Here is a 23739-nt window from a genome sequence, read left to right on the forward strand (position 1 = left end):
ATTGTAAGTAACTAAAGTTACATGGTCAATTCTTTGTAAATAATATAAATACCCATTATCAAAACGAACCATCCAAAAGCTTTTTTTAATTTTTTTCCATCAAAAAATTTATTTGCCCAGATGCCCAGAAATATTCCTATTACTGAAATCGCCGTGAAAGAAAGTAAAAATATCCAGTCAATTTCATGATTCTGTATATCGCCAAGAAAGCCTATTAAAGATTTGATTGCAATAATAAAGAGTGATGTAGCAACTGCCTTTTTCATGGGAAGTTTTGCCAAAAGGACCAGAGCCGGAATGATAAGAAAACCTCCTCCTGCTCCAACTATACCTGTGATTACACCCACTATAAATCCTTCTATGATAATAAGAGGGTAATTGTATGTCACTTTTGTGTTCTTTTCCGTCTCATTTTGACTGTTGCGAATCATTGATATAGACGCAAGAAGCATTATGATAGCAAAGAACAACATGATAGACAGATTTTTTGTAACTATAAAACTGCCAATACTGAAAAGTTCTTCAGGAATTGCTGGAATCAAAAAGGCCCGTGTACCATAAACGGCTATAAACGCGGGAATAGCAAAAATGATAGCGGTCTTAAAATCTACCATTTTTGATATCATATTTTTAAGGGCACCTACCAGAGATGTAGTACCCACAACAAATAGTGAATAGGCAGTTGCTATAACGGGATCTAGTACTAAGGCATATACTAAAATAGGTACAGTAAGAATGGAACCTCCGCCGCCAATTAATCCTAAAATGAGTCCGATCAATAAAGCACCTACATAACCAAGAATTTCTATAATTTCCATGAATCCGTTTACTTATAGCGCAAATGTAATGAGCTTTAATGCTACACTTGGTAACAGATGTTACATGACTTCAATAAAACTACGATGCAATTGTATTAAGTTATTGTTTTCCATTTTTTTAAGCAACCGGGAAATAACCACGCGACTTGTATGAAGATCTGCTGCAATCTCTTTGTGGGTAGTGTATATTTGTTTGCTATTTAAGATCTTAACTTTTTCTTTTAAGTAATTATTTAGCCGTTCATCCATATTATTAAAGGCGATATTGTCAACACTTTCCAACAGTTCCATCATACGTGTGTGATAACTGTTAAACACAAAATTACGCCAGGTCTTATACTTGCTGGACCATTCTTCCATTTTGCCAATTGGGATCATTAAAAGTTTTGTTGAAGTTTCGGCAACAGCATGAATTTCACTTTTAGTATTTCCCATGCAACATGTCAATGTCATTGCACAGGTATCTCCTTTTTCGAGATGATAAAGTAGTAATTCGTCACCTTCGGTATCTGGACGCAAAATTTTAATATTTCCTGAAAGTAGAAGAGGCATCGATTTTATATATTGACCTGGCTTTATAAGGTCTTCTCCTTCTGAAGCTTCAGTATATGTTGCGACCTCATTTATTTCTTCAATAAGTGCAGGTTCAAACTGTGCGCCATAATATTTCTTTAGCTCTTCAATCATTATCTAACTTTTTCAGAACTAATTTAGCATTAATCTCTTTATAGCCAAGTTTACTAAAATCATGTACAACCCAATCTGCTTTGGAGTAATCTTGATTTTTTGAATGTAGACTGTCATATCCTATGCAAAAAATTCCTGCTGCTTTTGCTGCAGCAATACCATTGGTAGAATCTTCAATCACGACACAATTTTCTTTTTTGTGACCAGAAGCTTTAGCAGCTTTGATAAAAATTTCGGGATGAGGTTTTGATTCTTTCAAATCGGCACCACTCAATTTTGCAATAAAATATTGATTAAGATCAAAGCGATTAAATATACGATCGATATTAGGCATTGATGCTGAAGAAGCAAGGACTAGTGTTATCCCATTTTTATGTAGGTTTTTAATGAGGTGTAACACCCCATCTAATAGTGATAAATCAGTGTCATTTGCAAAAAGGTATTTAAAATGCTTCCGTTTAATTCTTACCAGGGTCTCAGCACTTTCTGAAAGTGAATATCGCTCACAGAGTGTTTTGCATATATTGATAGTGGATTGCCCTGTAAAGCTTTCATAGAGATCTTGAGAGACTTCAATATTGACATCTGAAAACATTTTATAATAGGCCTTTCTGTGAAGTGGTTCTGTATCCACTATCACACCATCCATATCAAATAACACTGCTTTTAAACTCATTGTTTTTTTACGAAGATATTATTTTGGTATAGTTTTCGCACCAAAACTTAAAGAAAATCAAAAGGATTTATAGCAGTGATGTGTGTGCACAATATTTGTAACAATTTAACGTTTAGCGTGTTAAACAGAAGTGATTTTAACATACATTTGCTTGAATTTATGAGAAAACCTAGCATATTACTAACTTAAACCCTTACATTGTATTTATGTATATGAAAAAAAATTTATATCCCCTTATATTAGTAATGTTAGCCTTTATTGGAATGGTTAACGCACAGGATTTACCACTCCAAAATAATGGTGAAGTTGACAAAATATCCGATCATTATTGTCAAGACTTACAATCAGCACTCGAGCAAGAGATAAGTAATAATAAAGTTTGGAAAAACCTTGTCGATAGAAATTTAATGTCTGTAGGAATCATCGATATGAATAATATTGATGATATACAATACGCAGGAATTAACGATACTAATATGATGTATGCAGCTAGTTTACCTAAAATTGCTGTGTTGTTAGCTGCCATGGATGCTATAGATAAAGGCCAATTAGCTAATTCTAAAGATATTCAAAAAGACATGCGTGCCATGATTAGTAAGTCGAACAATCAAGCAACGACCCGTATGATTGATAGGGTTGGGTACGAAAAAATTGAGGAAGTGCTACGTATGCCTAAACATGATCTTTATAATGAGGAAGTAGGGGGCGGACTTTGGGTTGGAAAACGATATGCAGCTGGAGGTAGAAGATATCCTGAGCCGATGAAAGGTTTGAGTCATGCTGCTACAACAAGACAGGTATGTAGTTTTTACTATCAATTAGCGATGGGAAATCTGGTAAATGAAACAAGATCAAGGCAGATGCTTAATATCATGGAAAAGCCAGCCCTACATCACAAGTTTGTAAACACTTTAATGCGCATCGCACCACAGGCTAGAATTTTTAGAAAATCTGGTTCTTGGAAGAACTACCATAGTGATTCTGTTTTGGTTTGGGGTCCAGATAGAAAATATGTAATGGTCGCTTTAATAGACGATAGTAGAGGAGAACAAATTATTAGAGATTTAGTAATTCCTTTAGAAAAAGTAATGAAAAAATCACGTTCTTTATAAAACAACACGAATTGCTGTTTTATAATGCTTAGAAACCTTTTTAAAAAGACTTTTGATATAAGAGATGGGGAAATCCGCATCTCTTTTTTTATGCAGTTATATATCTTTCTGCTTATCACTGTCCTTTTAATGGTGAAGCCTACCATTAATGCTTTGTTCCTTTCAAAACTTGGTGCAGAACATTTGCCTTATGGGTATATTCTTGTAGCTTTAATAGCAATTTTTACATCATATTTTTATAACAAATCTGTAAAAAAGTTTTCGCTTCGGAAAATTGCAATCGTCACCTTAATATTTTTCAGTATAGCCTTTATGCTGCTCAGTATTTTAATGTTTGGAACTGTTCTGTCAAATTGGGTGTTGTATTTTTATTACTTGAGTGTTTCTCTTTTTGCAGTGTTAGTGACGTCTCAATTTTGGATCATTGCGAACATGGTTTATAATGCTAGAGAAGCAAAACGACTCTTTGGTTTTATTGGTGCTGGAGCTATTGCGGGTGGAATTTTTGGAGGGTATTTAACAACAGTATTGGCCTCTTCCTTCGGAAACAGAATCGTAATTCTTGTCGCCGGAATCCTCATATTATTTTGTATTCCTATTCTTCAAAATGTCTGGAGATTAAGGATCGGGAAATTATCCAGCTATACAAGAAGTCAGCGTAAAACATCTGAAAATGAATCCTACGTTTCACCGTATAAACTTGTATTTCAATCTAAGCACCTAACGTATCTTGCTGCAATTGTAGGAGTAGGAGTAGTGATGGCAAAACTGGTGGATTTTCAGTTTAGTGATTTTGCGAACAGAGCAATACCAGATAGTGATGAACTTGCTTCCTTTTTTGGGTTTTGGTTTTCTACCTTTAATGTGGTTGCATTGCTTATTCAATTATTTTTAACCAATCGCTTATTGGCTTTGTTGGGAATTACTTCAAATTTGTTGATCCTTCCGTTAGGAATCGCTATTGGATGTCTCTTGTTTTTAACCTTTCCAGAACTTTGGGTTCTTATAATTATTAAAGGGATGGATGGTAGTTTTAAGCAATCTATTAATAAGGCAGGTATTGAGCTTTCTATTCTACCTATTCCCTACCATATAAAAAATCAAGCGAAATCTTTTATTGATGTTGTAGTCGATAGTATTGCAACTGGCTTGGCGGGTCTATTGTTAATATTCGTGATTAGAAAACTAGAACTAAGCACTTCATACATTACAGTTATCATTCTACTATTTCTGTTTATTTGGATGCTACTTATTTACAAACTACGGGAAGCCTATTTTGAGTCTTTCAGGAAAAATATAAAATCAAGCTTAACTTTTGATACAAAAACTCCGAAAAAAAGAGCTTCTGAAACACCTATTAAAACGAGCATACAAGTGCTTACAGAAGGCACAGAATCTGAAATTATTGCGCTTTTAGATAGGCTTAGTGATTACCGACTTAAAACATTTGAACCTTATGTTATTAAGTTGCTGGATCATCCCTCATCAGTTGTAAAGGCAGCAGCTATTGATCAGCTATATTATTATCGCAAGGGCACCGCACTTACTAAAATTAGAGAACTAATAAAAGTCAAAGATGATACTGTAGTGTATCATGCTATGGACTATTTGTTGCGTCATACCAATTTGAATGATGATAAAATCTTTGAATCGTATTTAAATCATCCCACAGATTATATATCCAATGCTGCTGTATTGTGTCTTGCAAAAGAATCTTCATCCAACAAAAAGCTAGCGCAAAAATTCAACCTTAATGAAAGGATACAAGGGAAGATTAGAGAATTGTCTTCTGCCGATAATGACTTGAGAAAAGAAGAAATTGCAGAACTACTTATCGCAATTGGATATGCAAAAGAACATCGTTTTTATTCTTTTATTTCTGCTCATTTTAATAATAAAGATTCTTATGTCGTGAACTTTGCTATAGAAGCAGCAGGAATCACAGCGCATGAGCCATTTGTCAATCAGTTACTTTCCTTTCTTGCTGAAAAGCAATTTCGAAAGCCTGCAAGAAAAGCCTTGCGAAAGTATGGCGTTGCAATTACCAGGACTATTTTAAAACTGGATATGTCTGAAAGTTTAGAGTCAGAAATCAGGCCTTATATCCCTAAAGTAATCCAGTCTTTTAAAAGCAGAGAGTCTGTAAAAGTATTGATGCGTTTGCTTCAGAGTAAAGATTTTATCATTAGACTTGAAGCAGCAAAATCTTTAAATGAACTACAGAAAAACGCTCCTAATCTAAAACTTGATCAACGAGCTTTAACAAAAATAACTCTTCGTGAAAGTGTGTATTACAGAAATTCTCTAAATGCGATCGACACCCTAAGACAGATCCTTGAAACCTCTGGTGATGCTATTGATAAAGATACAGATAGAGAAACCGATTTATTAATAGCAAGGGAAAGCCTTATGGATGTTTTGCATCTTCAGCTAGACCAAAGTTTGGAATGTATTTTTAAACTTCTTAGTTTAAAATATGATCAAACCGATATTGATACAGCATATTTCGGACTTAAAAGTGAGTTGAAGGACACAAAAATAAATGCAGTGGAGTTTCTTGATAATTTACTACAGTCAAAATTAAAATCGAAAGTATTACCACTTATCGAGTATCATGTTATTGATCATTCCGAATACAACGTATCTTCTTTTGAACCTAAAACACTTTCAGAAAAAGTGATATTACTAATGTTACTTAAAAACAGGGGAACTAAAATGAAACTTGCCGTATTAAATGTGATGAAACATTCTGAAGATAAAAGCTATTCCAAAATTATTCAAGGGCTCGAAAATCATGAAAATAAAAAAGTGCGCCTTTCAGCAAAAAGCGCACTCAATATTCTTTTGCAAACAACTACTGACCAGTAATCACATCGTCAATTTTTGTAGCTAAATACATGTGGGCTCCAGCAGAATTAACACTTAACACATTAGTCATTAAACATACTATATATTTTTTGCCATTAGGATGTTCTACTGTAATCACAGAGTTCATATAATTAAATCTATTCCCTGCATAATCACCACATTTTCCAGGTTTAGATTTGTCGCAACTATAAAAGCTTCCCGATTTAAAGTACACCCTGGCACTATCCAACCGTGAAGATTTTGCATAACGAATACGTCTGTCTGTAATGTAAAGAATCCGTTTCATTTCAAGACTAGAAAGAGAATCTACTACATTGCCCTGTTCGAGTTGTACAAGGTATTTCATTAAGCCTTTTGGAGTACCAATACTTCCTCCTTTGCGACCTACATACCGGTCGGGTCCATTTGTAAAAACTCCGCCCAATCGCCAGTCATCTTCGGTGATCCCTAGTTCTCGCAGTGGATCATTTACAACTGCATTGGCAAGATTGGTAAGGCTGTCTCTGGGTGTTTCTTTAAAAAATGTTTCTGCTTCTTCTTCTGTCAATCTAGGATAGTCTTTTCCAAAATGTGACATTAGCATCGATTCACGATACAAAACACTTGCGGCTCCGTTGTTACTTACCGAGACCATATGATCTGCCCACTCGAATAACGTGAACTCATCACTAGCTATTACCGTTCGCTTAGTTAATTTTTCTTTGATTGGGTCATAAATTGGAATGGTATGATGATCTCCTATTCCCCAGATTCCCGAGCTAACCCTTTTATTACATAAGAGTGCAATTCGTGCATCAAAATCATCGGGATAGATGTTTTTTAGCTGCGTAAATAGTGCATTTAAAACAGCGATTTTTCCAACACTTCCAGGTTGATAGCCTACATTTTCACGATGCGAAGCATACTTTAAATTAGAAGGGTCCGTCATATCTAGAATTGCTAAAGAATAAGCACCACCTGGTGTAATACGGGCAATTTGTTTTGCAAATTCTGGGTCTTCTTTTAAAATTGAATCGATACTCAATCCGCTTTGTGAAGCAAGGTTTAATTCGATGTCATTAATACTTGCAAAAGCACCTGCTGGTATACGAGTATATTTTTCTCCTTTATCAAGGGTGTGTTGAATATCAAGTAATCTGGTAATTCTGGAACGTTCATAGCCATCAATTGGGTAAAAACCCATACTGGCAAATAGCCCTGCGAAGAGCAAAATAAATCCGATTTTCTTAGTCATAATTTAATTTTCTTTTTACCCAAATTTTCTTCGAGTAGTCAATAGTTGGAGAGATGGAAGTTAAATATTCTGAACTTTTAGCTTTTTTATTTTCTACAAAAGGTCTAATCTGAAACAACCATAATTTATCGTTTGCAAACCCTAGTTCAACATCCCACGCTCCTTGATAGTCTGTATTTGTTTCCTGCGGAATCTTTGTTCGTATTTGTGAAGCAATTTCTCGAATATCCTCTATATTCTTGTCATTTAAAATTTCATTTTCAAAAGTAGTCGTATTTTTTGTCGTTCCACCAGAAGCCGGTAGCCTCAAATAATTAGTTTCTCTGGCAGGCGCTAGTAAATAATTTGTATCTGCCGTAAGAAGTCTGGTTTCTGCAGATTGCCCATCTACTGCACCACCCGCACCACGGCTAAATGCTACAGTTAGATCCTTTTCGCTCCCTTTATTTATTCCTTTGGTAATCATTACACCACTATATTCGACATCCACACTAGGGATAATTAAAATCGAAGGAAATACATTTTCAGGATTGCTCAAATATTTCTGCCGCCATTTAAAACTACGTTCGGTGTAGGGGGAAGCCCATACTTTTTTAATGCCTTCGATGATGTTCTCTTCTGAAAGTATATTAAATAGGGTCAGGTTGAGTCCTGCACCAGTAAATTCTTTTAAGTCTTCCATGTTCGTGTCGCTTCGTAAAAATACGGGTACATTTCCAATAGAATTACCAAAAGCATCTTTAAAACCATCCTGAAGTTGCTTTACAAAGATGGCATCCAGCGAGATCTTTTCAATAGCCCTTTTAAGGTTGTCAAGCCTTTTTAACTGAAAGTCTTCTACTTCTTTTTCGGCAATACCGTCCCTGCGCATGATGGTAGCTTCAGAGAATGTGGTGTTTAAATAATTCCAATAACTTATGCCTTCGCCTGGCATTTGTTGATCCATATGCTTTCTGAAAATTCCGAAGGGAATTACCAATCCTTCTACTACATTTTCAGGAAACATACGTTTTAACTGTCCCAAATTAGCAGCTTTAGGACCACACAATTTACCTGAATCGTCTGCATCTACAGTACGCATATTAAGAACCTCACAAACATCAAGTCGTATTTGCTCTACAGGTACTGCGATCTTATTCTCACTTCGTTCTTGTTTGCTGAAAAGTTCTTTTTCTACAGAAGACATATCGCTTTCTTTTTTTATGATGACGTTCCCTTTTTCAGAAACAGCGTAAAAAACGTTGGCACCATCATATTTTGAAAGTGCTTTCAGATTTTCTCCTGAAAGTGCTGCATTCGGAATTCCTAGATTTCTTGCTAGTAGTTGCACATGAGACACCAGATTTCCTTCAGAAACTGTCATAATACCCGCCACAGGTTTTAGGTCACTAGGCGGTTTTTGAAACACGTAGATCTTGTCGGTATCAATTGCAATTCCTTCGGGAGATTCTTCAACTACTACAAGTTCTCCAAAGGCATATCCTGGATTTAATCCGCGAATGCTGGTTTGCGATGTAATATCTAAAACATCATTGGAGAGTGCCGAAATCTCACTTATCATGGCGCCTAGGCGACTCACGCTTTCCCCCAAATTCAATGCTACCGAAGATCTTATACGGTCGTCGATAAAGCTATATGCCATGGGTTCAAATTTTGAATAGGTTTCCACCACATCTCCGTAAGTAGCTTTTACCATACCGGCACTCCATTCTACAATCCCTCTGGAAGTTTGTAAAAATTGGTTAAGCTCATCAATAGTAACGTCTGCTGTTCCTAAGTGTACCTCAAGCTGAGACTTTACTTTTTCGTATTCCCAAAGTTCGATAAGACCAGTTCCTGCTGCTGCCAGGCTTAGATGTCGAATTTTCTCCATGAGTTCTAATACCGTTTCTGGATCCCATTCCTGTGTTTTTTTTAAAAGGACATCTTCTAAAGAATTGGAGAGATCCAATAATAAAAGACGGTCGATACCCGAGGTAGTTTCAGTAATATTGGTGCGTATCACACACAATATATCTGCTAAGGCAGGAACTGTTCTTTCTGGACTTTCAGTGTCTTGATAGGTGTTGAGAAAATCCAGAAGTCTTGCTCTGGTTGAATTGTTTTTTGAAATGCGTTCTACTTGGTTTCGTAATGTTTCCACATTTAATGGCGCGTAAAAGTCTGCCATAGTAGCCTGTAATTCTGAAAGTTCGGTTTTTAGATTTTGCGGAAGGTCTTTTTCGTATTTGAGCTGAAAGTTCTTCACCATTTCAATGTCTTCTACAGTTGGATTACCATGTATTTTAATTCGTGCATCCATAAACTTAGGAAAAGCATCTGCCACAATTTTAGATTGTGCTCTCATAAGTTGTGCTAAGTTATTGTCTCCATCATGCGGAATATCCCGTAGAGATTGACGAAGTAAAAAATACTGATTAGTAATACGCGTATCCCTTGGTAAAAAATTCTGATAAAATTCAATTCCCCAAGCTTGTTCATCTTCACTTTGTATGGCTCCTCTGTAATATTGTGATTTTCGCTGTACCCAGCCATCATCAATACTTTCCAGATACTTATTAAGTTGGTATTGTTTTAAACGGCTTTGGTTATTCGCTTCATCCCAAAAGTCGGTTCTGTTAGTACTTGCCAGAATTTCACCAAAAAAGAGATGGTATTTTTTTGCAAGTTCTTTAGTATCATCTCGATAACTTGCATGTTGTACAGCATTATCTTTATCTTTTGGGCAAGGATCTCGGGCTTCTCTCACTTCTCCATCACTACAAAACCAATTAATAGACTTGTAAGGACCTCTGTCGTTTTTCTTATAAAAATCAATTTTTTCTTTAATATAATTTACAGGGAGATCTTGCGCAGCAACAGAAAATATGTTTACGAGCAAGAAAATTAAAACTAAAAATTTCTGAAAAAGTGTAAAATGCATTTTAAGAGGAAGTTAAATGTAAGTACTTAATATACAAAAATAGTCTTCAAAATTTTGAAGACTATTTGAAAATGTAATTGTGTGATTTTATAATTTCTTTCCTGTAAGTAATTTATACAATATCATTATAACTGCAATTACTAATAAGATGTGAATTAAATTACCAACAGCGGCTCCAAAACCAATGAAGCCAATAAGCCATCCAATAACTAGAATCACTACGATTAACCATACTAAATCTCTCATAAATTAGGTTGTTTTAATTGTTAGATATTAAAGATATTAAATAAAACTGACCAATAATTTCTGTTAACAGAATTTAACTAGAAGTAATAATAAATAGTAAATTATAGGTGAATAGCGCTATAGGTTTATTTGATAACGCTAATCATCATCTAAATTAAGTCGTTCTTTTTTTGTGATTTGTTCTAAACTCAGATGGAGAGATGGAATACATTTCTTTAAATACCTTCGAAAAATAACTTTTGCTAGAGAGTCCAATACGTTCTACAATTTCAGAAATATTAAAATCTGTTTTTGTCAATAGTGTTTTTGCCAGATCAAGTCGCTGTTTTTGAATGTACATATTTACTGTGCAGCCATATAAATATTTGAAACCGTGCTGTAGTTTATTTACATTGATGCCCAAATTTTCTGCCATAACGTCTATCGTTTCCAGATCATTTAAGCTGTTTTCAATTAGGGAAGCAGCATTTTTTACGATATCAAGTTCACTCCTACGCAATAAAGATCGATTTTTAGAATCATTGTGGTCATCATGGTATTGAATTATCTGATTGGTAAGGATTTCATACGCCTGTCCCTCCAAGAAAATTCGTCTCACAAAATCATTATTTTCAAATTCTTCAATGCGTTTAAACAAATCTGCTATATACAAACTATAATCGCCACTGTAATAAAATTGATTGGTTGCTTTATAATCTGTAAAAAGCGTTTTCAACTCTGGGTGAAGACTAGAGAGCTCACAACGTACTTTTTCCTGAAACTGTTCTCTATCAATTTCTAAGCTTCCAATTTGAGTTTCGGTATTTGCTTTAAAATGAAGAATGTGCCCATTGTAATTTTTACTTGCAACAATAGCACTTTGGTATTGATTAATGGTATTTAATTCTTCGCCATTTTGAAATCTATGTGATAATTCACCATTTAGACAATAAAGAAATTTTAAAGGATGTGTTTTATTAACATTGAATTGGATTTCAACATCATTAAAGAAAGTACATTGATAAATTAATATGCCAAAACCGCCATCAAAATTAATTCCTTTTATAAATCCTTTACCAATATTTTCTGGTAGGTTTAGGTGATATTCACCACAATTTTCATCGTATGAGCTTCCAAATGCTTCTGCAATATCTCTAATTACCTCATAAAGAGGTAAGGACTGAACCTGAATTTTTTTCACAATTTAAATTTGATACAATATACAACATAATTTTATTTTGAAATTATAATGAAAAAAGAAAAGTCCTACAAACGTAGTGTCTGCAGGACTTGGTTTCTTGTATTTAATAAGACTACTCTTTTGTCTTTTGCTTTTTTATTGTTTTTTCATCAATATCAAAATCGTTTGTCTTTTGATTTATATTTCCGGTAGGATTTGTCGGATTTGTTTGTTCTTTTTTCCTTTCAAATTTCCTTTTCATGATACTTCTTTTTAATGTTTAACTAAAAATAAAGTTTTTAATCCACACTTCATCTTAATACAATTGTAAAGCTTCGTTAAACCTTTCTTATAGCTTCAATAAATGTTGTAATACCCTTTATGCCCTTTTCTGAAAGCATTTTAATAAACGCACTTCCTATGATGGCACCATTAGCATTTTTGGTCGCCTGATTAAATGTTTCAGCATTATTAATGCCGAAACCAACGATGGTGGGATTCTTAAGTTTCATACTAGCTATTCTGTCAAAATAGTCTGTTTGTTCTTTTTCAAATCCGGAAGTTTTCCCTGTAGTGCTTGCGCTACTCACCATATAGATAAATCCGTTACTGGCCTCATCGATTTGGCGTATCCTTTCTTCGGAAGTTTGGGGCGTTATTAAAAATACGTTGACAAGTCCGTATTTCTCAAAAGTGCTTCGATACTGCAAATTATATTCGGCTAACGGGAGGTCGGGTAGAATTAATCCATCAATTCCGATTTCCTGGCATTTTTTACAAAATGCTTCCACTCCGTACTGAAGTATTGGATTAAAATAGCCCATTACGATCAATGGAATGGAAACTGTTTGTCTAATGTCTTTTAATTGTTCAAAAAGCAGGGAAGTGGTCATTCCGTTTTTGAGTGCCTGAGTAGAACTAGCTTGAATGGTTGGACCGTCTGCTAATGGATCACTAAAGGGCAATCCGATTTCAATCATGTCGACTCCAGAGTTCTCTAATTTCTTAATGATGGAAACCGTATCATTGAGGTTTGGATACCCAGCTGTAAAGTAGATGGATAATAATTTTTTATCTTCCTGTACTCTTTTGTTGATTCTGTTCATATTTATAATTTTTTTTCATTCCCACGAAGGTGGGAATCTAACTCACTACATTGTAAAATCAATCCAACATCCATGCTAGATCTTTCCAATCTGGATTTAGGTCATTTATTAAATTTTCTTTCCATTCTCGATTCCATTTCTTTAATTGCTTTTCTCTTCTGATTGCATTTTTTACGTATTGTGTTGATTCAAAATAAACTAAAATAGTGGTGTTATATTTTTTTGCAAATCCTTTTGAACTAGGATACTTGTGTTGTTTTAATCTTTTCTTCAAGTTATGGGTGATGCCTATATATAAAACGCTGTGATTCTTATTGGTAAGTATGTAGATATAATATAATTGATCTTCCATGATTGTTAAGATTTCCGCCTTCGCGGAAATGACCTAAACTCTACAATTTAAAATATTCTATATAGGTGTTCAGATCTTTATCTCCACGACCACTTAAATTAACCACCACCACATCGTCTGGCAAGAATTTGCGTTCTTCAAAAATGGCCAAGGCATGGCTGGTTTCAATCGCAGGAATGATTCCTTCCAGTTTGCTTAATTGCAAACCAGCTTTCATCGCAGCTTGGTCGGTAATACTTATAAACTCACCTCTGCCGCTGGCAAATAAATGGGCGTGCATAGGACCCACCCCCGGATAATCGAGTCCTGCCGAAATTGAGTACGGCTCGGTAATCTGCCCGTCTGTTGTTTGCATTAACAACGTTTTGCTTCCATGGATGATGCCCACTTTTCCTAAGGCTGAGGTTGCGGCACTCTCTCCACTATCAATTCCTTTTCCAGCAGCTTCTACTGCGATAATCCCTACATCTGGATTATCAAGATAATGATAATAGGCTCCGGCTGCATTGCTTCCGCCACCCACACAGGCTACTATAAAATCGGGATAATTTCTACCTTCTTTTTCCTGTAATTGAATTCCGATTTCTTTAGAGATCACACTTTGAAACCGCGCCACCATATCGGGATAGGGATGTGGCCCAACGACACTTCCAATGATATAATGAGTGTTCTCAGGATTGTTAATCCAGTCCCGAATGGCTTCATTGGTTGCATCTTTTAGTGTTCTACTTCCGCTCTTTGCCGGAACAACCGTAGCACCCAGCATTTTCATACGTGCCACATTTGGAGCCTGTCGTTGGATATCGATCTCACCCATATAGACAATGCATTCCAATCCCATTAACGCACAAACTGTGGCGGTGGCAACGCCGTGTTGTCCTGCCCCAGTTTCGGCAATGATTCGGGTTTTGTTAAGGCGTTTCGCCATTAAAATTTGTCCGATGGTATTGTTGACCTTATGTGCTCCAGTGTGGCAAAGATCTTCTCGTTTGAGATAGACTTTGGTGTTATACTTTTCTGAAAACCGTTTTGCATAATACAACGGAGTAGGGCGTCCTACATATTCTTTCAGCAACGCATCAAACTCTTTTTTAAAAGCGGGCTCCTGCATGACCTTTAAATAATTTTGACGTAATTCCTCTACATTGGGATAGAGCATTTCCGGAATGTAGGCCCCGCCAAAATCTCCATAGTATCCTTGTTCATCGACGTTATAATTCATATAGTTTTTACTTATTTGGTTCTATAATCGTTGCTAATTCTTCTTTAAACTTTTTTAATTTCTGAATGTTCTTCAATCCTGGTGCATCTTCAAATTTACTATTGACATCTACTGCCATTAAAGGAATATTGGATTGTATTAATTTTTTAATTTCTGAAACTTCTTCCAAGCCTATGCCACCACTTAATACAAATGGCTTTTTACTAGGATACTCTTTTAAAATCTCCCAATTAAAGGTGATTCCGTTGCCCCCTTTGGCAGCTCCTTTGGTATCAAATAAAAAAGCATCAACAAAAGGTTCGTAGGCTTTTACTACCGAAAAATCAAAACTGTCTTTTACAGAAAACACTTTCCAGATATCGGTATCTTTTATATTGTGCACTCCCTGATTGGGGTGCGCATCGCTAGACCTTTGTGCTTCGAGACTAATTGCGTTTTTAAGCGATGCACAATTATACGGACTTTCATCGCCGTGTAATTGAACGACCTGAAGATTGAATCTTTTAATTTTTTCGAGTATAAATGCTTCTGAAGCATCTACAAAAACTCCCACATTTTGTGAAGCTCCAGGCGGATAGAAAATCCTTTCGGCTGTATAATTTCGCGGACTTTTTTCGTAAAAGATGAAGCCAAGATAGTCAGGTCTCAGTGCTGCAACTTCGGCCGTATTCTCATTCATTCCGCATATTTTAAGTCCGATGTTACTCATACTACGCGTTTAATTTTTTTATAAATGCTGAGGCTGCTTTTCCAGGATCATCTGTTTTCATAAAATTCTCGCCAATTAAGAATCCTTGATACCCATAATTTTTTAACTCTTTTATAGCTTCAATAGAACTAATTCCGCTCTCTGAAACTTTTACAAAGTTACTTGGAATAGCTTCGGAAAGTGCTTTGCTACTATCTAAGGATACGTCAAATGTTTTTAAGTTTCGGTTATTCACGCCCAGCATATCTACGGAAGGATGTAATGATTTTTGTAATTCTTCTTCATTATGCACTTCTAGTAACACATCCAACTGAAGCTTTTTAGCAAGGGTCGAAAATTCTTTGAGTTCTTTTTCAGAAAGACAAGCAGCGATTAATAAAATGGCATCGGCGCCATAGGCTTTTGCTTCAAAAATCTGATACGGGTCAATGATAAATTCTTTGCGAAGTAATGGAAATGACACTGCATTTCTCGCTACCAATAGATCATCTAAGGAGCCTCCAAAAAAATTAGTATCGGTTAAAACTGACATGCCAGTTACACTCGCAGCTTCATATCCTTTTGCCACCTCCTGCACCTGTACGTTATTATTAATTACCGATTTGCTGGGTGATCTGCGTTTATGTTCGGCTATAATTCCGGTGGAAGCATTTTTAAGTGCAAGCGAAAGTGAAACAGTTTCACGCTCAAACAAAGTAGCCTTTTCTAAGATCGAAATTGGAAAAGCTTTTTTCCTAGCTTCAACTTCTTTCCGTTTATAGATTGTTATTTTTTCTAGTATGGTCATATCATTTTTTGTGAATTATCCCCTTGAGGGGACTTTAGGTGTGTTCTTAAAATTTATTAAATAATTAAAAACATCCCCCTTATTCCCCTTTCAAAGGGGGATTCGTATAATTCTACTTTTCTTTACTGAGTTTCTGTAATTTCTTCAATTTTTCCAATGCTTTTCCGTTGTTCAATGAATCCTGTGCTTTTTCAAATCCTTCGGTTACTGTGCAATTTTCGACCACTGAAATCGCAACTCCGGCATTGGCACAGACCACATTATTTTGAGCTTCGGTGCCGTTTCCGTTTAGGATATTCATAAATATTTCGGCGGAACTTTCTACGCTATTTCCGCCGTAGATGTCAGATTGCTTAATTTGTGAGACCTTAAAATCTTCCGCAGTGATCACTCTTTCCGAAGCATTTGTAATCATTTTTGCAGGCCCGGTAAGTGATATTTCATCATAACCGTCCATTGCGTGTAAAACCGCGTATTTTTTATTTTCCTTTTGGTAGAGATACCCATACATTCTTGCCAGTTCCAGGTCAAAAACCCCTACTAACTGATTTTCAGGAAACGCCGGATTTACCATTGGGCCCAACATATTAAAAAATGTTTTTACGCCTAATTCACGCCGAATGGGAGCCACATTTTTCATCGCAGGGTGGAATAGGGGAGCATGCAGAACACAGATGCCAGCCTCGTCCAGCGAACGTTTTAAAAAGTCAGAATCATTACTAAACTTTATCCCCAAGTGCTCCATCACATTGCTGCTGCCACTTACCGAAGAAACTCCGTAGTTACCGTGCTTGGTAACAAGCACATCTGCTCCTGCAGTAACAAAAGAAGCTAAGGTTGAAATATTGAAGGTGTCTTTACCGTCACCGCCTGTTCCACATAGGTCAATTGTATTGTAGTTGGACACATCAACTTTAAGACACAAGTCTAATAAGGCATCCCGGAACCCTTCGAGTTCTTCGAGACCCACACTTCGCATCATATAGACCGTAAGAAATGCTGCTATCTGACTTTGGTTGTATTTTCCTTCGGAAATCGAAACCAATACATTGCGTGCCTCCTCTTTTGTGAGTTGCTCGTGATTGATTAATCTGTTTAAAATATTTTTCATAAACCCTCTCTCTATCTCTCCCAAAGGGAGAGAAGTTACTTATCATATTATTTTTGAACCCAATTTTTCATCATTTTTTTGCCATCGGGTGTTAAGACACTTTCTGGGTGAAATTGTACTGCACAAATATCAAATTCGCGATGACGTAGCGACATTATTTGTCCGTTTTCATCAACCGAAGTAATCTCTAAACTTTTAGGAAAATCCTCTTTGTTGACCACCCAAGAATGATAACGACCAATTTCAAATTCTTTATTAATATTTTTAAATAATGCATTATCGTTTACCGTTTGCATTGCCATTGTTGCTACGCCATGATATACTTCTTTTAAGTTTATCAGGCTTCCGCCAAATACTTCACCAATAGCCTGTTGCCCCAAACAAACACCTAGAATGGGTTTTTTGCCGGCATATTGTTTGATCACTTGCTTTAATAAACCTGCTTCGTCAGGAATACCAGGGCCTGGCGATAATAAGATTTTGTCGAAACCTTCAAGGTCATCTATGTGAAATTTATCGTTACGCCACACGGTTACTTCACAATCCATTTCTTCCAAATAATGTACGAGATTGTACACAAAGCTATCGTAGTTGTCTATGACTATTATTTTCATCTTATATAGTTTCAGCTAGTTCAAGTGCTTTAGTTAAAGCACCTAATTTATTATACACTTCCTGTAATTCATTTTCTTCATTACTTTCGCTCACGACTCCGGCACCTGCCTGATAATGTAATGTGTGATTTTTACTCACAAAAGAACGAATGATTATCGCATGGTTAAAGTTTCCGTAGAAATCCATAAAACCAATCGCGCCTCCATAAAACTCACGGGAAATGTTTTCATATTTTTCCAGTAATTTCATGGCATTATGTTTTGGAGCACCACTTAACGTTCCCGCCGGGAAGGTGTCTGCTACAATCTGCATCGTAGATGCGTTATCATCCAAGGTAGCAACCACTTTACTTACCAGATGTATCACATGTGAGAAAAACTGAACCTCACGATATGTCTCAACAGTTACTTCACTTCCATGACGGCTTAGGTCATTTCTAGCCAAGTCAACCAACATCACATGTTCGCTGTTTTCTTTAGTATCTGCAGCCAATTGTTTTGCAAGTGCTGCATCCTCTTCATCGTTACCAGTACGCTTAAAAGTTCCAGCGATGGGATGAATTTCGGCTCTGTTACCACTTACTACTAATTGAGCTTCAGGAGAACTGCCAAAGATTTTAAAATTTCCATAGTCAAAATAAAAAAGATACGGAGACGGATTTACACTCCGCAGGGCGCGATACACATTGAATTCGTCTCCTGTAAAACCTTGTGAAAATCGTTTGCTAGGCACAATCTGAAAAACATCTCCACGCAGGCAATGCTCCCTACACTTTTGTACCAAGGCTTTAAATTCGTCATCTTTCAGGTTAGTTTCTCGTTCGCCTTTTAGATTGAAAGGATATTCGGCAAAGTTTTTTGAGTTTAGATACTGTTCAATCTGAGGAATATTACTTTCGGAATTATAATTATGTGAAAAAATATAGGCTTCATTATTAAAGTGATTGATGGCAATGATATTCTGGTAGACTGCATAATACATATCTGGAATGTTGATGCCACCTTTCTTTTTTAAGACTGAAATATCTTCAAAATAGCGTACTGCATCGTATGCCATATATCCAAACACTCCATTGTTTATAAATTTAAAGGAAGCATTTTCCGAAGCAAAAGATTGCGTAAAATCTTCTAACACTTTAGGAATCGAAAGTTGTGGCGTAACGTGATTTTCTTTTTGAGATCCATTTGGAAATTTCTGCGTAATTACTTCATTTTCAATTTTAATAGAAGCAATAGGATTACAGCATATATAACTGAAGGTATTGTCGTTGGCTCTATAATCACTGCTTTCCAATAACAGGCTATTGGGGAATTTATCCCGAAGCCGAAGATACACCGATACAGGTGTGAGTGTATCTGCAAGCAGCTTTTTAGAATGTGTTGTAAGATTGTATTTCATAGTTAATGTATCTTATTGCATTTTTTTAATCCTGCCTTGACAGAAATTAAAAAAGCCTGTCGTGAAAGACAGGCTTTTTGTATAGGATATACATATGGGGTCTAGCTCACGACTGTTGCTCGTAATTTATTCCACCACCATGTATGTGTATTTGTCATTGTAAATTTTGTTGGTTCAAATATAAAAATCATAATTGAAACAACCGCTTAAAATTGATTTAAAATTTTAGGGTAACGTCTAGTTCGAAATTATCGGCAATCGTGTTATCTCCTAAATTGTCGAAGAAACTTCCACTTCCATAGCGTACATTGAATTTGGTTCGGTCAATTTTTAAACTGGTAGCGGCAAAATCTGCACCCATGTCAAGATCGAATTCAATAGGAAGTGTCGTACCTTTTATAGTAATATCTCCATTAACAATATAACCATCCGCATTTTTAGTAGCGCTGTTAATCACTAATGTTGCTGTCGGGAAATTTTCTACCCCAAAAAAGTCATCACTTTTAAGGTGGCCTTCCAATTTTTCTTTTCCTTCGCCTGCTTTTAGATCGGTTACATTAATAGAGGTCATATCTACGACAAACATTCCTCCAGTTAGTTGATCGCCATCCATTTCAAGGTATCCTTCTTGTAGATTGATGGTTCCTGTGTGTGAACCCAATACTTTTTTACCTTTCCATGTAATGGTGCTTGTCTCCACATTAATTGTCTTTTTCATAGTTGTTGTAAATGCTGTAGCGCCAACGGCTACGGTTAAAATTAATACTGATTTAAAAATAGTTTTCATAGTGTTTACTTGTTAAGTGAATATTTATTTTAATTTGTCTAATAGGTCATTGAGGGTTTCTAATTCGGAAGTAGTAAGATTACTTAATATGTTTTTATTGTTTTCTTCGGTAATTGGATCGAGCGTTTTTAATAGGTCTAATCCGCTTTCTGTAATCGTTATTTCCACTTTTCTTCTATTTTCTGGGCAGACACGTCGCTTGGCCCATCCTTTTTTTAAGAGTTTGTCTACAAGGCGCGTAGCATTGCTACTTCTGTCCACCATACGTTCTTGAATCGTAGAGAGGTTTGCAGGGTTTCCTTTTTGTCCACGAAGTATTCTGAGCACATTATATTGTTGTGTACTCAATTCATATTCTTTAAACACTCTTGCGATGTGTTCTTCGACAACACGAGAGGTATACATAAGATTTACTACTGTTTTGGTAGTTAATCCCATTTTGTGGATAGATTTTATAGCTTCTTCAATATTCATTCTTGTAATAACAATATTTGTACATACAAATGTAAAGAATTTTATATATTGTATATTACATTTAACACAATTTTAATTTCAGAAAAAATCTAGTATCAAGATTAATATATAATGTAGTGTTAAAAATGAATGTCAATACTTTCAGTTATATTATTTTTAACCCTATGAAATACATCTTTTTATCTGTAATTGTGCTACTGATTTCTTGTGCAGAATCAAAAAAAGAAGAGCCTGCAGCTTTTGATTCTGCTTTGGTTGGAGAAACTGCTAACATGCCTGAAGAGACAGCGCAATTAGCTATACCGAGTTATAATTTTGAAGAATTCGAGAAGTTTCTTCAGAAAAAAAACGATACTACGTACGTAGTAAACTTTTGGGCAACGTGGTGTAAACCGTGTATAAAAGAATTACCCTATTTCGAAAAAATAAATGCGGATTACGCAGATGATAAGGTTAAAGTTATTTTGGTAAGTCTGGATTTTCCAGATGTTTTAGAAAAACAAGTAATTCCATTTGTAGAAAATAGAGGCCTAAAATCTCAAGTTATTTTGCTAGATGATGGTGACGCCAATAGTTGGATTCCCAAAGTGGACAAGAACTGGAGTGGTGCTATTCCAGCAACAGTTATATATAATAAGAATCGTAGAAAATTCTATGAAAAAGAATTCACATACGAAGAATTAGAAACAGAAGTTAAATCAATTTTATAAAAATACACACCATGAAAAAAACAAGAATAGTAATAGGAACTTTGGTTCTAGCAATTTCTTTTGCGTTTACAAGCTGCCAAGAAAGCAAAAAAGAAACCTCGAAAGATATTGCAAAAAATGATAGAGTATATATTCCAACCGAAGTTAAAGAATTACCTAATCCAAGTGCAGTTAAAGGATATACTATAGGGAGTGAAGCAACAGACTTTACTCTTAAAAATGTGGATGGTACTATGGTAAGTTTAAGTGATTATAAAGACGCCAAGGGATTTATTGTGATCTTTACTTGTAATACATGTCCGTATGCAGTTGCCAGTGAGTCTAGAATCGTTGGGCTGGATAAAGAGTTTAAAACAAAAGGGTATCCTGTTATAGCTATTAATCCGAACAATCCGGAGGTGCAACCAGACGATACATATGAGTTGATGCAGAAAAAAGCAAAAGAAGCTGGCTTTACGTTTCCATATTTGTACGATGAAAGCCAGTCAATATATGCAGCGTACGGCGCTACCAAAACGCCTCACGTATACTTATTACAAAAAGAAGATGGCAAAAATATTGTGAAGTATATAGGCGCCATTGATGATGATGTTCGTAACGCAGCAAATGTAAAAGATCGGTTTTTGGCAAATGCGGTCAACGAACTATTAGCCGGTAAAGAAGTTTCGGTCAAAGAAACTAAAGCGATTGGTTGCTCAGTAAAGCAATAAGCTCTTAAAAAATTGGAACAAATTCGGTTTTGATACGTCTGTTGTATCGAGACCGAATTTTTTTATTCAGTAGCATTAGAATTTGTATTTTTACTGAAATTTTAAATAAAACTTAGCATGGATCTACAACAAAAACAATGGGCAGAACAGTTAGCAGAAGACCCTGCAGCCGTTATCCTAGATGTTAGAACAGATGCGGAAGTAGAAGAAGGAATGATCCCTAATGCGAAGCAAATGGACATCTACAATAGCGCAGCCTTTATTGAAAACGTAAAGCAATTAGATACTTCAAAAAATTATTATGTATACTGCCGTTCTGGAGGCAGAAGCGCTCAGGCATGTGCAATATTGAGATCCTTGGGAGTTGAAAATGCGTATAATCTTATGGGGGGATTTGAAAATTGGGAAGGAGATAAAACTGTGTAATGAAATATCTATTTGTATTATTTACCCTATTCTTTTCATTACAAAGCTGTCATGAAGATACTTCAGTTACTGTAAATCGGGTCACTCCTCAAGAAATGAGAGCCGCGCTTCTTCAGGATGCTACCATTCAATTATTAGATGTTAGAACTCCGACTGAATACGAAGCCTCTCATCTTAAAAGCGCTCAGAATATTTGTGTAACAGATTCAGATTTTATCGAAAGAGCTGAAGAATTAGATAAAGATAAACCCGTATATGTGTACTGTAAAAAAGGAGGCCGAAGCGCAAAAGCCTCTAAAATTCTGAAAGAGCTTGGTTTTACTAAAATTTATGATTTAAATGGAGGAATTACTGCCTGGGATGCAGAAGGCCTTGAAACTGAAAACTAATAAAAGTATTCTTAATTTCTTTAACTATTTGGTAATTATGTAGTTAAAATGAAGCTAAACAGCTTCTATTTCTGTAGCTGACTAAAAACCTATCGTTATCTTAGTATAAGTAAAATCTTATGCTATGAAAAATCCAAATCAGATTATCAAAGAAGAAATGCGTAAACTTATTAAAAAGAGTTGTAAAAATGAATCTACTCAAAGCGAGTATTATAAATTTCAGAAAGCATTATTAAAGTTTTATTTTAATACGATTGATGTAACTATCGATTATGAGTCACGAGTTATCTCATTATGGAACTCTAAGCCTAGAAGTATGGATGCGATACGTTTGTTTGATATCAATGAAGCAGTTTCAGAGAAAGTGAGATATACCAATTTAGAAGAAACATTAAAAGGATGCTTAGAAGACGGAGACAATGCCTCAAGGTTCTATAAAACGATGTTGTTTTATTACAATAATGTAAAAGAAGAAGTTTTGGATGGCGCGGTAAGTGCATAAAGTATGTATGATATTATCATTAAAAAAAGCCCGATGTTAAAAACATCGGGCTTTTTTTAAATTTAGTTAGATAGTAAACTACATCGCTTTAGATCTAAACGAAATAATTTTACCAACTTCTTTTGTGTCGTTTTTCCCATCACTCTTCTTCGAGGATGGGGTTGCGTTTCCCAACGCCTCATCTCTGGTAGAAGCCTCTTTTTTAAATGGATCATTTTTGTGTTGCTCGGCCTGTTTCATATACCAGTTAAGTTGATCCCGTTGCTTTTCAAGTATTTCTATGATCTCACTAGGCAATTTTGCTGAAAGTATAAGATCATCATATCTTTTTACGTTATTTCGGTCTCTTGCAATACACTGGTTAATAATCACGTCAGAATTAAAGTGTTCTAATGCTTCTTTAATTTCATGCCAGGTTCGATCCAAATTACCTTTATCTGCATCTTCTTTTAGAGGCTCAATATCTCTTCCATGTAATTCATTAGAGATACTATGGCTCATTCTATTTCTTTCAACAGCCATATAATTTAAAAAACGTTTAAGTTCTGTAGTTTGTGCATCTTGAGCTGCATTATAATACAGTTTTTCTGCTTCAAAACTGGCTACTAGAAGTCTATTAAGTTTATTAAAATCAGTGTAATTTTCTTTCATGACAATACAATTTGTTCAAAAGTAAGTTAAAGGTACCCATTAGAAATGCACTTTATAAATTTTTTAA

Annotated in this window: 26 protein-coding genes; 7 read left to right on the plus strand and 19 right to left on the minus strand. The window is 35.5% G+C overall.

Translation table 11 applies throughout. From position 1 onward, the window contains the following. Nucleotides 1-17: 17 nt before the first annotated feature. From ACFQO1_RS03830 to ACFQO1_RS03840, 3 genes are read right to left on the minus strand one after another with little or no spacing between them, the layout of a single operon-like run. Nucleotides 18-818 carry a sulfite exporter TauE/SafE family protein gene (locus ACFQO1_RS03830; RefSeq protein ID WP_380216648.1) on the minus strand — a complete coding sequence of 267 codons (801 nt, stop codon included), beginning with the start codon at nucleotides 816-818 and terminating at the stop codon, nucleotides 18-20. A 60-nt stretch (nucleotides 819-878) separates the two neighbouring features. Continuing rightward, nucleotides 879-1505, minus strand: coding sequence for a Crp/Fnr family transcriptional regulator (locus ACFQO1_RS03835; protein WP_380216649.1), 627 nt, complete (start codon nucleotides 1503-1505; stop codon nucleotides 879-881). After that, on the minus strand, nucleotides 1498-2181 hold the full coding sequence (locus ACFQO1_RS03840; RefSeq protein WP_380216650.1) for an HAD family hydrolase: 684 nt from the start codon (nucleotides 2179-2181) through the stop codon (nucleotides 1498-1500). Before ACFQO1_RS03840 ends, ACFQO1_RS03835 begins: the two co-directional genes overlap by 8 nt. Before the next feature lie 245 nt (nucleotides 2182-2426). Between ACFQO1_RS03840 and ACFQO1_RS03845 the strand changes: the two genes are divergently transcribed. Together ACFQO1_RS03845 and ACFQO1_RS03850 are read left to right on the plus strand one after the other, a co-directional pair. Beyond that, complete coding sequence (locus ACFQO1_RS03845; protein WP_380216651.1) at nucleotides 2427-3293, plus strand: serine hydrolase; 867 nt, start codon at nucleotides 2427-2429, stop codon at nucleotides 3291-3293. Nucleotides 3294-3383: 90 nt separating this feature from the next. Further along, nucleotides 3384-6161, plus strand: coding sequence for an Npt1/Npt2 family nucleotide transporter (locus tag ACFQO1_RS03850; protein ID WP_380216652.1), 2778 nt, complete (start codon nucleotides 3384-3386; stop codon nucleotides 6159-6161). Here ACFQO1_RS03850 and ACFQO1_RS03855 read toward each other — a convergent pair. The 15 genes from ACFQO1_RS03855 to ACFQO1_RS03925 all read right to left on the minus strand — a co-directional run bounded on the left by ACFQO1_RS03855 (nucleotide 6148) and on the right by ACFQO1_RS03925 (nucleotide 20284). Beyond that, nucleotides 6148-7395 carry a serine hydrolase gene (locus ACFQO1_RS03855; protein WP_380216653.1) on the minus strand — a complete coding sequence of 416 codons (1248 nt, stop codon included), beginning with the start codon at nucleotides 7393-7395 and terminating at the stop codon, nucleotides 6148-6150. The two genes, ACFQO1_RS03850 and ACFQO1_RS03855, sit on opposite strands and share 14 nt — an antisense overlap. After that, on the minus strand, nucleotides 7388-10318 hold the full coding sequence (locus tag ACFQO1_RS03860) for a PEP/pyruvate-binding domain-containing protein (protein WP_380216654.1): 2931 nt from the start codon (nucleotides 10316-10318) through the stop codon (nucleotides 7388-7390). Before ACFQO1_RS03860 ends, ACFQO1_RS03855 begins: the two co-directional genes overlap by 8 nt. Nucleotides 10319-10405: 87 nt before the next feature. Further along, the gene (locus tag ACFQO1_RS03865; protein WP_380216655.1) at nucleotides 10406-10564 is read right to left on the minus strand and encodes a lmo0937 family membrane protein; all 159 of its coding nucleotides are present in this window, start codon (nucleotides 10562-10564) and stop codon (nucleotides 10406-10408) included. 154 nt (nucleotides 10565-10718) lie between these two features. Further along, nucleotides 10719-11744 (minus strand): helix-turn-helix domain-containing protein, encoded by a 1026-nt coding sequence (locus ACFQO1_RS03870; RefSeq protein WP_380216656.1) that lies wholly within the window; start codon nucleotides 11742-11744, stop codon nucleotides 10719-10721. A gap of 112 nt (nucleotides 11745-11856) precedes the next feature. Next, entirely contained in the window at nucleotides 11857-11985 is a 129-nt protein-coding gene (locus ACFQO1_RS03875) for a hypothetical protein (RefSeq protein WP_380216657.1), read from the minus strand. A gap of 76 nt (nucleotides 11986-12061) precedes the next feature. Continuing rightward, nucleotides 12062-12829, minus strand: a complete 768-nt coding sequence (gene trpA, locus ACFQO1_RS03880) for a tryptophan synthase subunit alpha (RefSeq protein ID WP_380216658.1) — start codon at nucleotides 12827-12829, stop codon at nucleotides 12062-12064. A 58-nt stretch (nucleotides 12830-12887) separates the two neighbouring features. After that, nucleotides 12888-13181, minus strand: a complete 294-nt coding sequence (locus ACFQO1_RS03885; protein WP_465262156.1) for a GIY-YIG nuclease family protein — start codon at nucleotides 13179-13181, stop codon at nucleotides 12888-12890. Nucleotides 13182-13221: 40 nt separating this feature from the next. Beyond that, nucleotides 13222-14403 (minus strand): tryptophan synthase subunit beta, encoded by a 1182-nt coding sequence (gene trpB, locus ACFQO1_RS03890; protein ID WP_380216659.1) that lies wholly within the window; start codon nucleotides 14401-14403, stop codon nucleotides 13222-13224. A 7-nt stretch (nucleotides 14404-14410) separates the two neighbouring features. After that, nucleotides 14411-15112, minus strand: a complete 702-nt coding sequence (locus ACFQO1_RS03895) for a phosphoribosylanthranilate isomerase (RefSeq protein WP_380216660.1) — start codon at nucleotides 15110-15112, stop codon at nucleotides 14411-14413. A 1-nt stretch (nucleotide 15113) separates the two neighbouring features. Further along, complete coding sequence (gene trpC / locus ACFQO1_RS03900) at nucleotides 15114-15899, minus strand: indole-3-glycerol phosphate synthase TrpC (protein ID WP_380216661.1); 786 nt, start codon at nucleotides 15897-15899, stop codon at nucleotides 15114-15116. Nucleotides 15900-16011: 112 nt separating this feature from the next. After that, entirely contained in the window at nucleotides 16012-17010 is a 999-nt protein-coding gene (gene trpD, locus ACFQO1_RS03905; RefSeq protein ID WP_380216662.1) for an anthranilate phosphoribosyltransferase, read from the minus strand. Nucleotides 17011-17057: 47 nt separating this feature from the next. Beyond that, nucleotides 17058-17624 carry an anthranilate synthase component II gene (locus tag ACFQO1_RS03910; RefSeq protein WP_380216663.1) on the minus strand — a complete coding sequence of 189 codons (567 nt, stop codon included), beginning with the start codon at nucleotides 17622-17624 and terminating at the stop codon, nucleotides 17058-17060. A 1-nt stretch (nucleotide 17625) separates the two neighbouring features. Continuing rightward, on the minus strand, nucleotides 17626-19023 hold the full coding sequence (locus ACFQO1_RS03915) for an anthranilate synthase component I family protein (RefSeq protein ID WP_380216664.1): 1398 nt from the start codon (nucleotides 19021-19023) through the stop codon (nucleotides 17626-17628). A gap of 217 nt (nucleotides 19024-19240) precedes the next feature. After that, nucleotides 19241-19810, minus strand: a complete 570-nt coding sequence (locus ACFQO1_RS03920) for a YceI family protein (RefSeq protein WP_380216665.1) — start codon at nucleotides 19808-19810, stop codon at nucleotides 19241-19243. Between the two features lie 24 nt (nucleotides 19811-19834). Continuing rightward, complete coding sequence (locus ACFQO1_RS03925) at nucleotides 19835-20284, minus strand: MarR family winged helix-turn-helix transcriptional regulator (protein ID WP_380216666.1); 450 nt, start codon at nucleotides 20282-20284, stop codon at nucleotides 19835-19837. Between the two features lie 164 nt (nucleotides 20285-20448). Between ACFQO1_RS03925 and ACFQO1_RS03930 the strand changes: the two genes are divergently transcribed. The 5 genes from ACFQO1_RS03930 (at nucleotide 20449) to ACFQO1_RS03950 (ending at nucleotide 23021) form a co-directional block, all read left to right on the plus strand. Continuing rightward, nucleotides 20449-20994 carry a TlpA family protein disulfide reductase gene (locus ACFQO1_RS03930; RefSeq protein WP_380216667.1) on the plus strand — a complete coding sequence of 182 codons (546 nt, stop codon included), beginning with the start codon at nucleotides 20449-20451 and terminating at the stop codon, nucleotides 20992-20994. 11 nt (nucleotides 20995-21005) lie between these two features. Next, on the plus strand, nucleotides 21006-21704 hold the full coding sequence (locus tag ACFQO1_RS03935) for a thioredoxin family protein (protein WP_380216668.1): 699 nt from the start codon (nucleotides 21006-21008) through the stop codon (nucleotides 21702-21704). A 117-nt stretch (nucleotides 21705-21821) separates the two neighbouring features. Then, on the plus strand, nucleotides 21822-22130 hold the full coding sequence (locus tag ACFQO1_RS03940; RefSeq protein WP_380216669.1) for a rhodanese-like domain-containing protein: 309 nt from the start codon (nucleotides 21822-21824) through the stop codon (nucleotides 22128-22130). Further along, nucleotides 22130-22519 (plus strand): rhodanese-like domain-containing protein, encoded by a 390-nt coding sequence (locus ACFQO1_RS03945; RefSeq protein ID WP_380216670.1) that lies wholly within the window; start codon nucleotides 22130-22132, stop codon nucleotides 22517-22519. The genes ACFQO1_RS03940 and ACFQO1_RS03945 overlap by 1 nt, the downstream gene beginning before the upstream one ends. A gap of 124 nt (nucleotides 22520-22643) precedes the next feature. Then, nucleotides 22644-23021: a hypothetical protein gene (locus ACFQO1_RS03950; protein WP_380216671.1), complete on the plus strand. Its 378-nt coding sequence runs from the start codon at nucleotides 22644-22646 to the stop codon at nucleotides 23019-23021. A gap of 78 nt (nucleotides 23022-23099) precedes the next feature. Here ACFQO1_RS03950 and ACFQO1_RS03955 read toward each other — a convergent pair whose 3' ends face one another. Continuing rightward, a complete protein-coding gene (locus ACFQO1_RS03955; protein WP_380216672.1) occupies nucleotides 23100-23672 on the minus strand; it encodes a DUF2383 domain-containing protein in 573 nt (190 codons plus the stop codon). Nucleotides 23673-23739: the final 67 nt, after the last annotated feature.

Origin of the sequence: Jejudonia soesokkakensis (assembly GCF_042664795.1) — a bacterium.
Classification (GTDB): Bacteria; Bacteroidota; Bacteroidia; order Flavobacteriales; family Flavobacteriaceae; genus Jejudonia; species Jejudonia soesokkakensis.

Excerpts from the sequence above, each read along its gene's own strand:
- ACFQO1_RS03830 (WP_380216648.1), bottom strand. The coding sequence starts at position 818 with ATGGAAATTATAGAAATTCTTGGTTATGTAGGTGCTTTATTGATCGGA.
- ACFQO1_RS03835 (WP_380216649.1), bottom strand. The coding sequence starts at position 1,505 with ATGATTGAAGAGCTAAAGAAATATTATGGCGCACAGTTTGAACCTGCA.
- ACFQO1_RS03840 (WP_380216650.1), bottom strand. The coding sequence starts at position 2,181 with ATGAGTTTAAAAGCAGTGTTATTTGATATGGATGGTGTGATAGTGGAT.
- ACFQO1_RS03845 (WP_380216651.1), top strand. The coding sequence starts at position 2,427 with ATGTTAGCCTTTATTGGAATGGTTAACGCACAGGATTTACCACTCCAA.
- ACFQO1_RS03850 (WP_380216652.1), top strand. The coding sequence starts at position 3,384 with ATGCAGTTATATATCTTTCTGCTTATCACTGTCCTTTTAATGGTGAAG.
- ACFQO1_RS03855 (WP_380216653.1), bottom strand. The coding sequence starts at position 7,395 with ATGACTAAGAAAATCGGATTTATTTTGCTCTTCGCAGGGCTATTTGCC.
- ACFQO1_RS03860 (WP_380216654.1), bottom strand. The coding sequence starts at position 10,318 with ATGCATTTTACACTTTTTCAGAAATTTTTAGTTTTAATTTTCTTGCTC.
- ACFQO1_RS03865 (WP_380216655.1), bottom strand. The coding sequence starts at position 10,564 with ATGAGAGATTTAGTATGGTTAATCGTAGTGATTCTAGTTATTGGATGG.
- ACFQO1_RS03875 (WP_380216657.1), bottom strand. The coding sequence starts at position 11,985 with ATGAAAAGGAAATTTGAAAGGAAAAAAGAACAAACAAATCCGACAAAT.
- trpA (WP_380216658.1), bottom strand. The coding sequence starts at position 12,829 with ATGAACAGAATCAACAAAAGAGTACAGGAAGATAAAAAATTATTATCC.
- ACFQO1_RS03885 (WP_465262156.1), bottom strand. The coding sequence starts at position 13,181 with ATGGAAGATCAATTATATTATATCTACATACTTACCAATAAGAATCAC.
- trpB (WP_380216659.1), bottom strand. The coding sequence starts at position 14,403 with ATGAATTATAACGTCGATGAACAAGGATACTATGGAGATTTTGGCGGG.
- ACFQO1_RS03895 (WP_380216660.1), bottom strand. The coding sequence starts at position 15,112 with ATGAGTAACATCGGACTTAAAATATGCGGAATGAATGAGAATACGGCC.
- trpC (WP_380216661.1), bottom strand. The coding sequence starts at position 15,899 with ATGACCATACTAGAAAAAATAACAATCTATAAACGGAAAGAAGTTGAA.
- trpD (WP_380216662.1), bottom strand. The coding sequence starts at position 17,010 with ATGAAAAATATTTTAAACAGATTAATCAATCACGAGCAACTCACAAAA.
- ACFQO1_RS03910 (WP_380216663.1), bottom strand. The coding sequence starts at position 17,624 with ATGAAAATAATAGTCATAGACAACTACGATAGCTTTGTGTACAATCTC.
- ACFQO1_RS03915 (WP_380216664.1), bottom strand. The coding sequence starts at position 19,023 with ATGAAATACAATCTTACAACACATTCTAAAAAGCTGCTTGCAGATACA.
- ACFQO1_RS03920 (WP_380216665.1), bottom strand. The coding sequence starts at position 19,810 with ATGAAAACTATTTTTAAATCAGTATTAATTTTAACCGTAGCCGTTGGC.
- ACFQO1_RS03925 (WP_380216666.1), bottom strand. The coding sequence starts at position 20,284 with ATGAATATTGAAGAAGCTATAAAATCTATCCACAAAATGGGATTAACT.
- ACFQO1_RS03930 (WP_380216667.1), top strand. The coding sequence starts at position 20,449 with ATGAAATACATCTTTTTATCTGTAATTGTGCTACTGATTTCTTGTGCA.
- ACFQO1_RS03935 (WP_380216668.1), top strand. The coding sequence starts at position 21,006 with ATGAAAAAAACAAGAATAGTAATAGGAACTTTGGTTCTAGCAATTTCT.
- ACFQO1_RS03940 (WP_380216669.1), top strand. The coding sequence starts at position 21,822 with ATGGATCTACAACAAAAACAATGGGCAGAACAGTTAGCAGAAGACCCT.
- ACFQO1_RS03945 (WP_380216670.1), top strand. The coding sequence starts at position 22,130 with ATGAAATATCTATTTGTATTATTTACCCTATTCTTTTCATTACAAAGC.
- ACFQO1_RS03950 (WP_380216671.1), top strand. The coding sequence starts at position 22,644 with ATGAAAAATCCAAATCAGATTATCAAAGAAGAAATGCGTAAACTTATT.
- ACFQO1_RS03955 (WP_380216672.1), bottom strand. The coding sequence starts at position 23,672 with ATGAAAGAAAATTACACTGATTTTAATAAACTTAATAGACTTCTAGTA.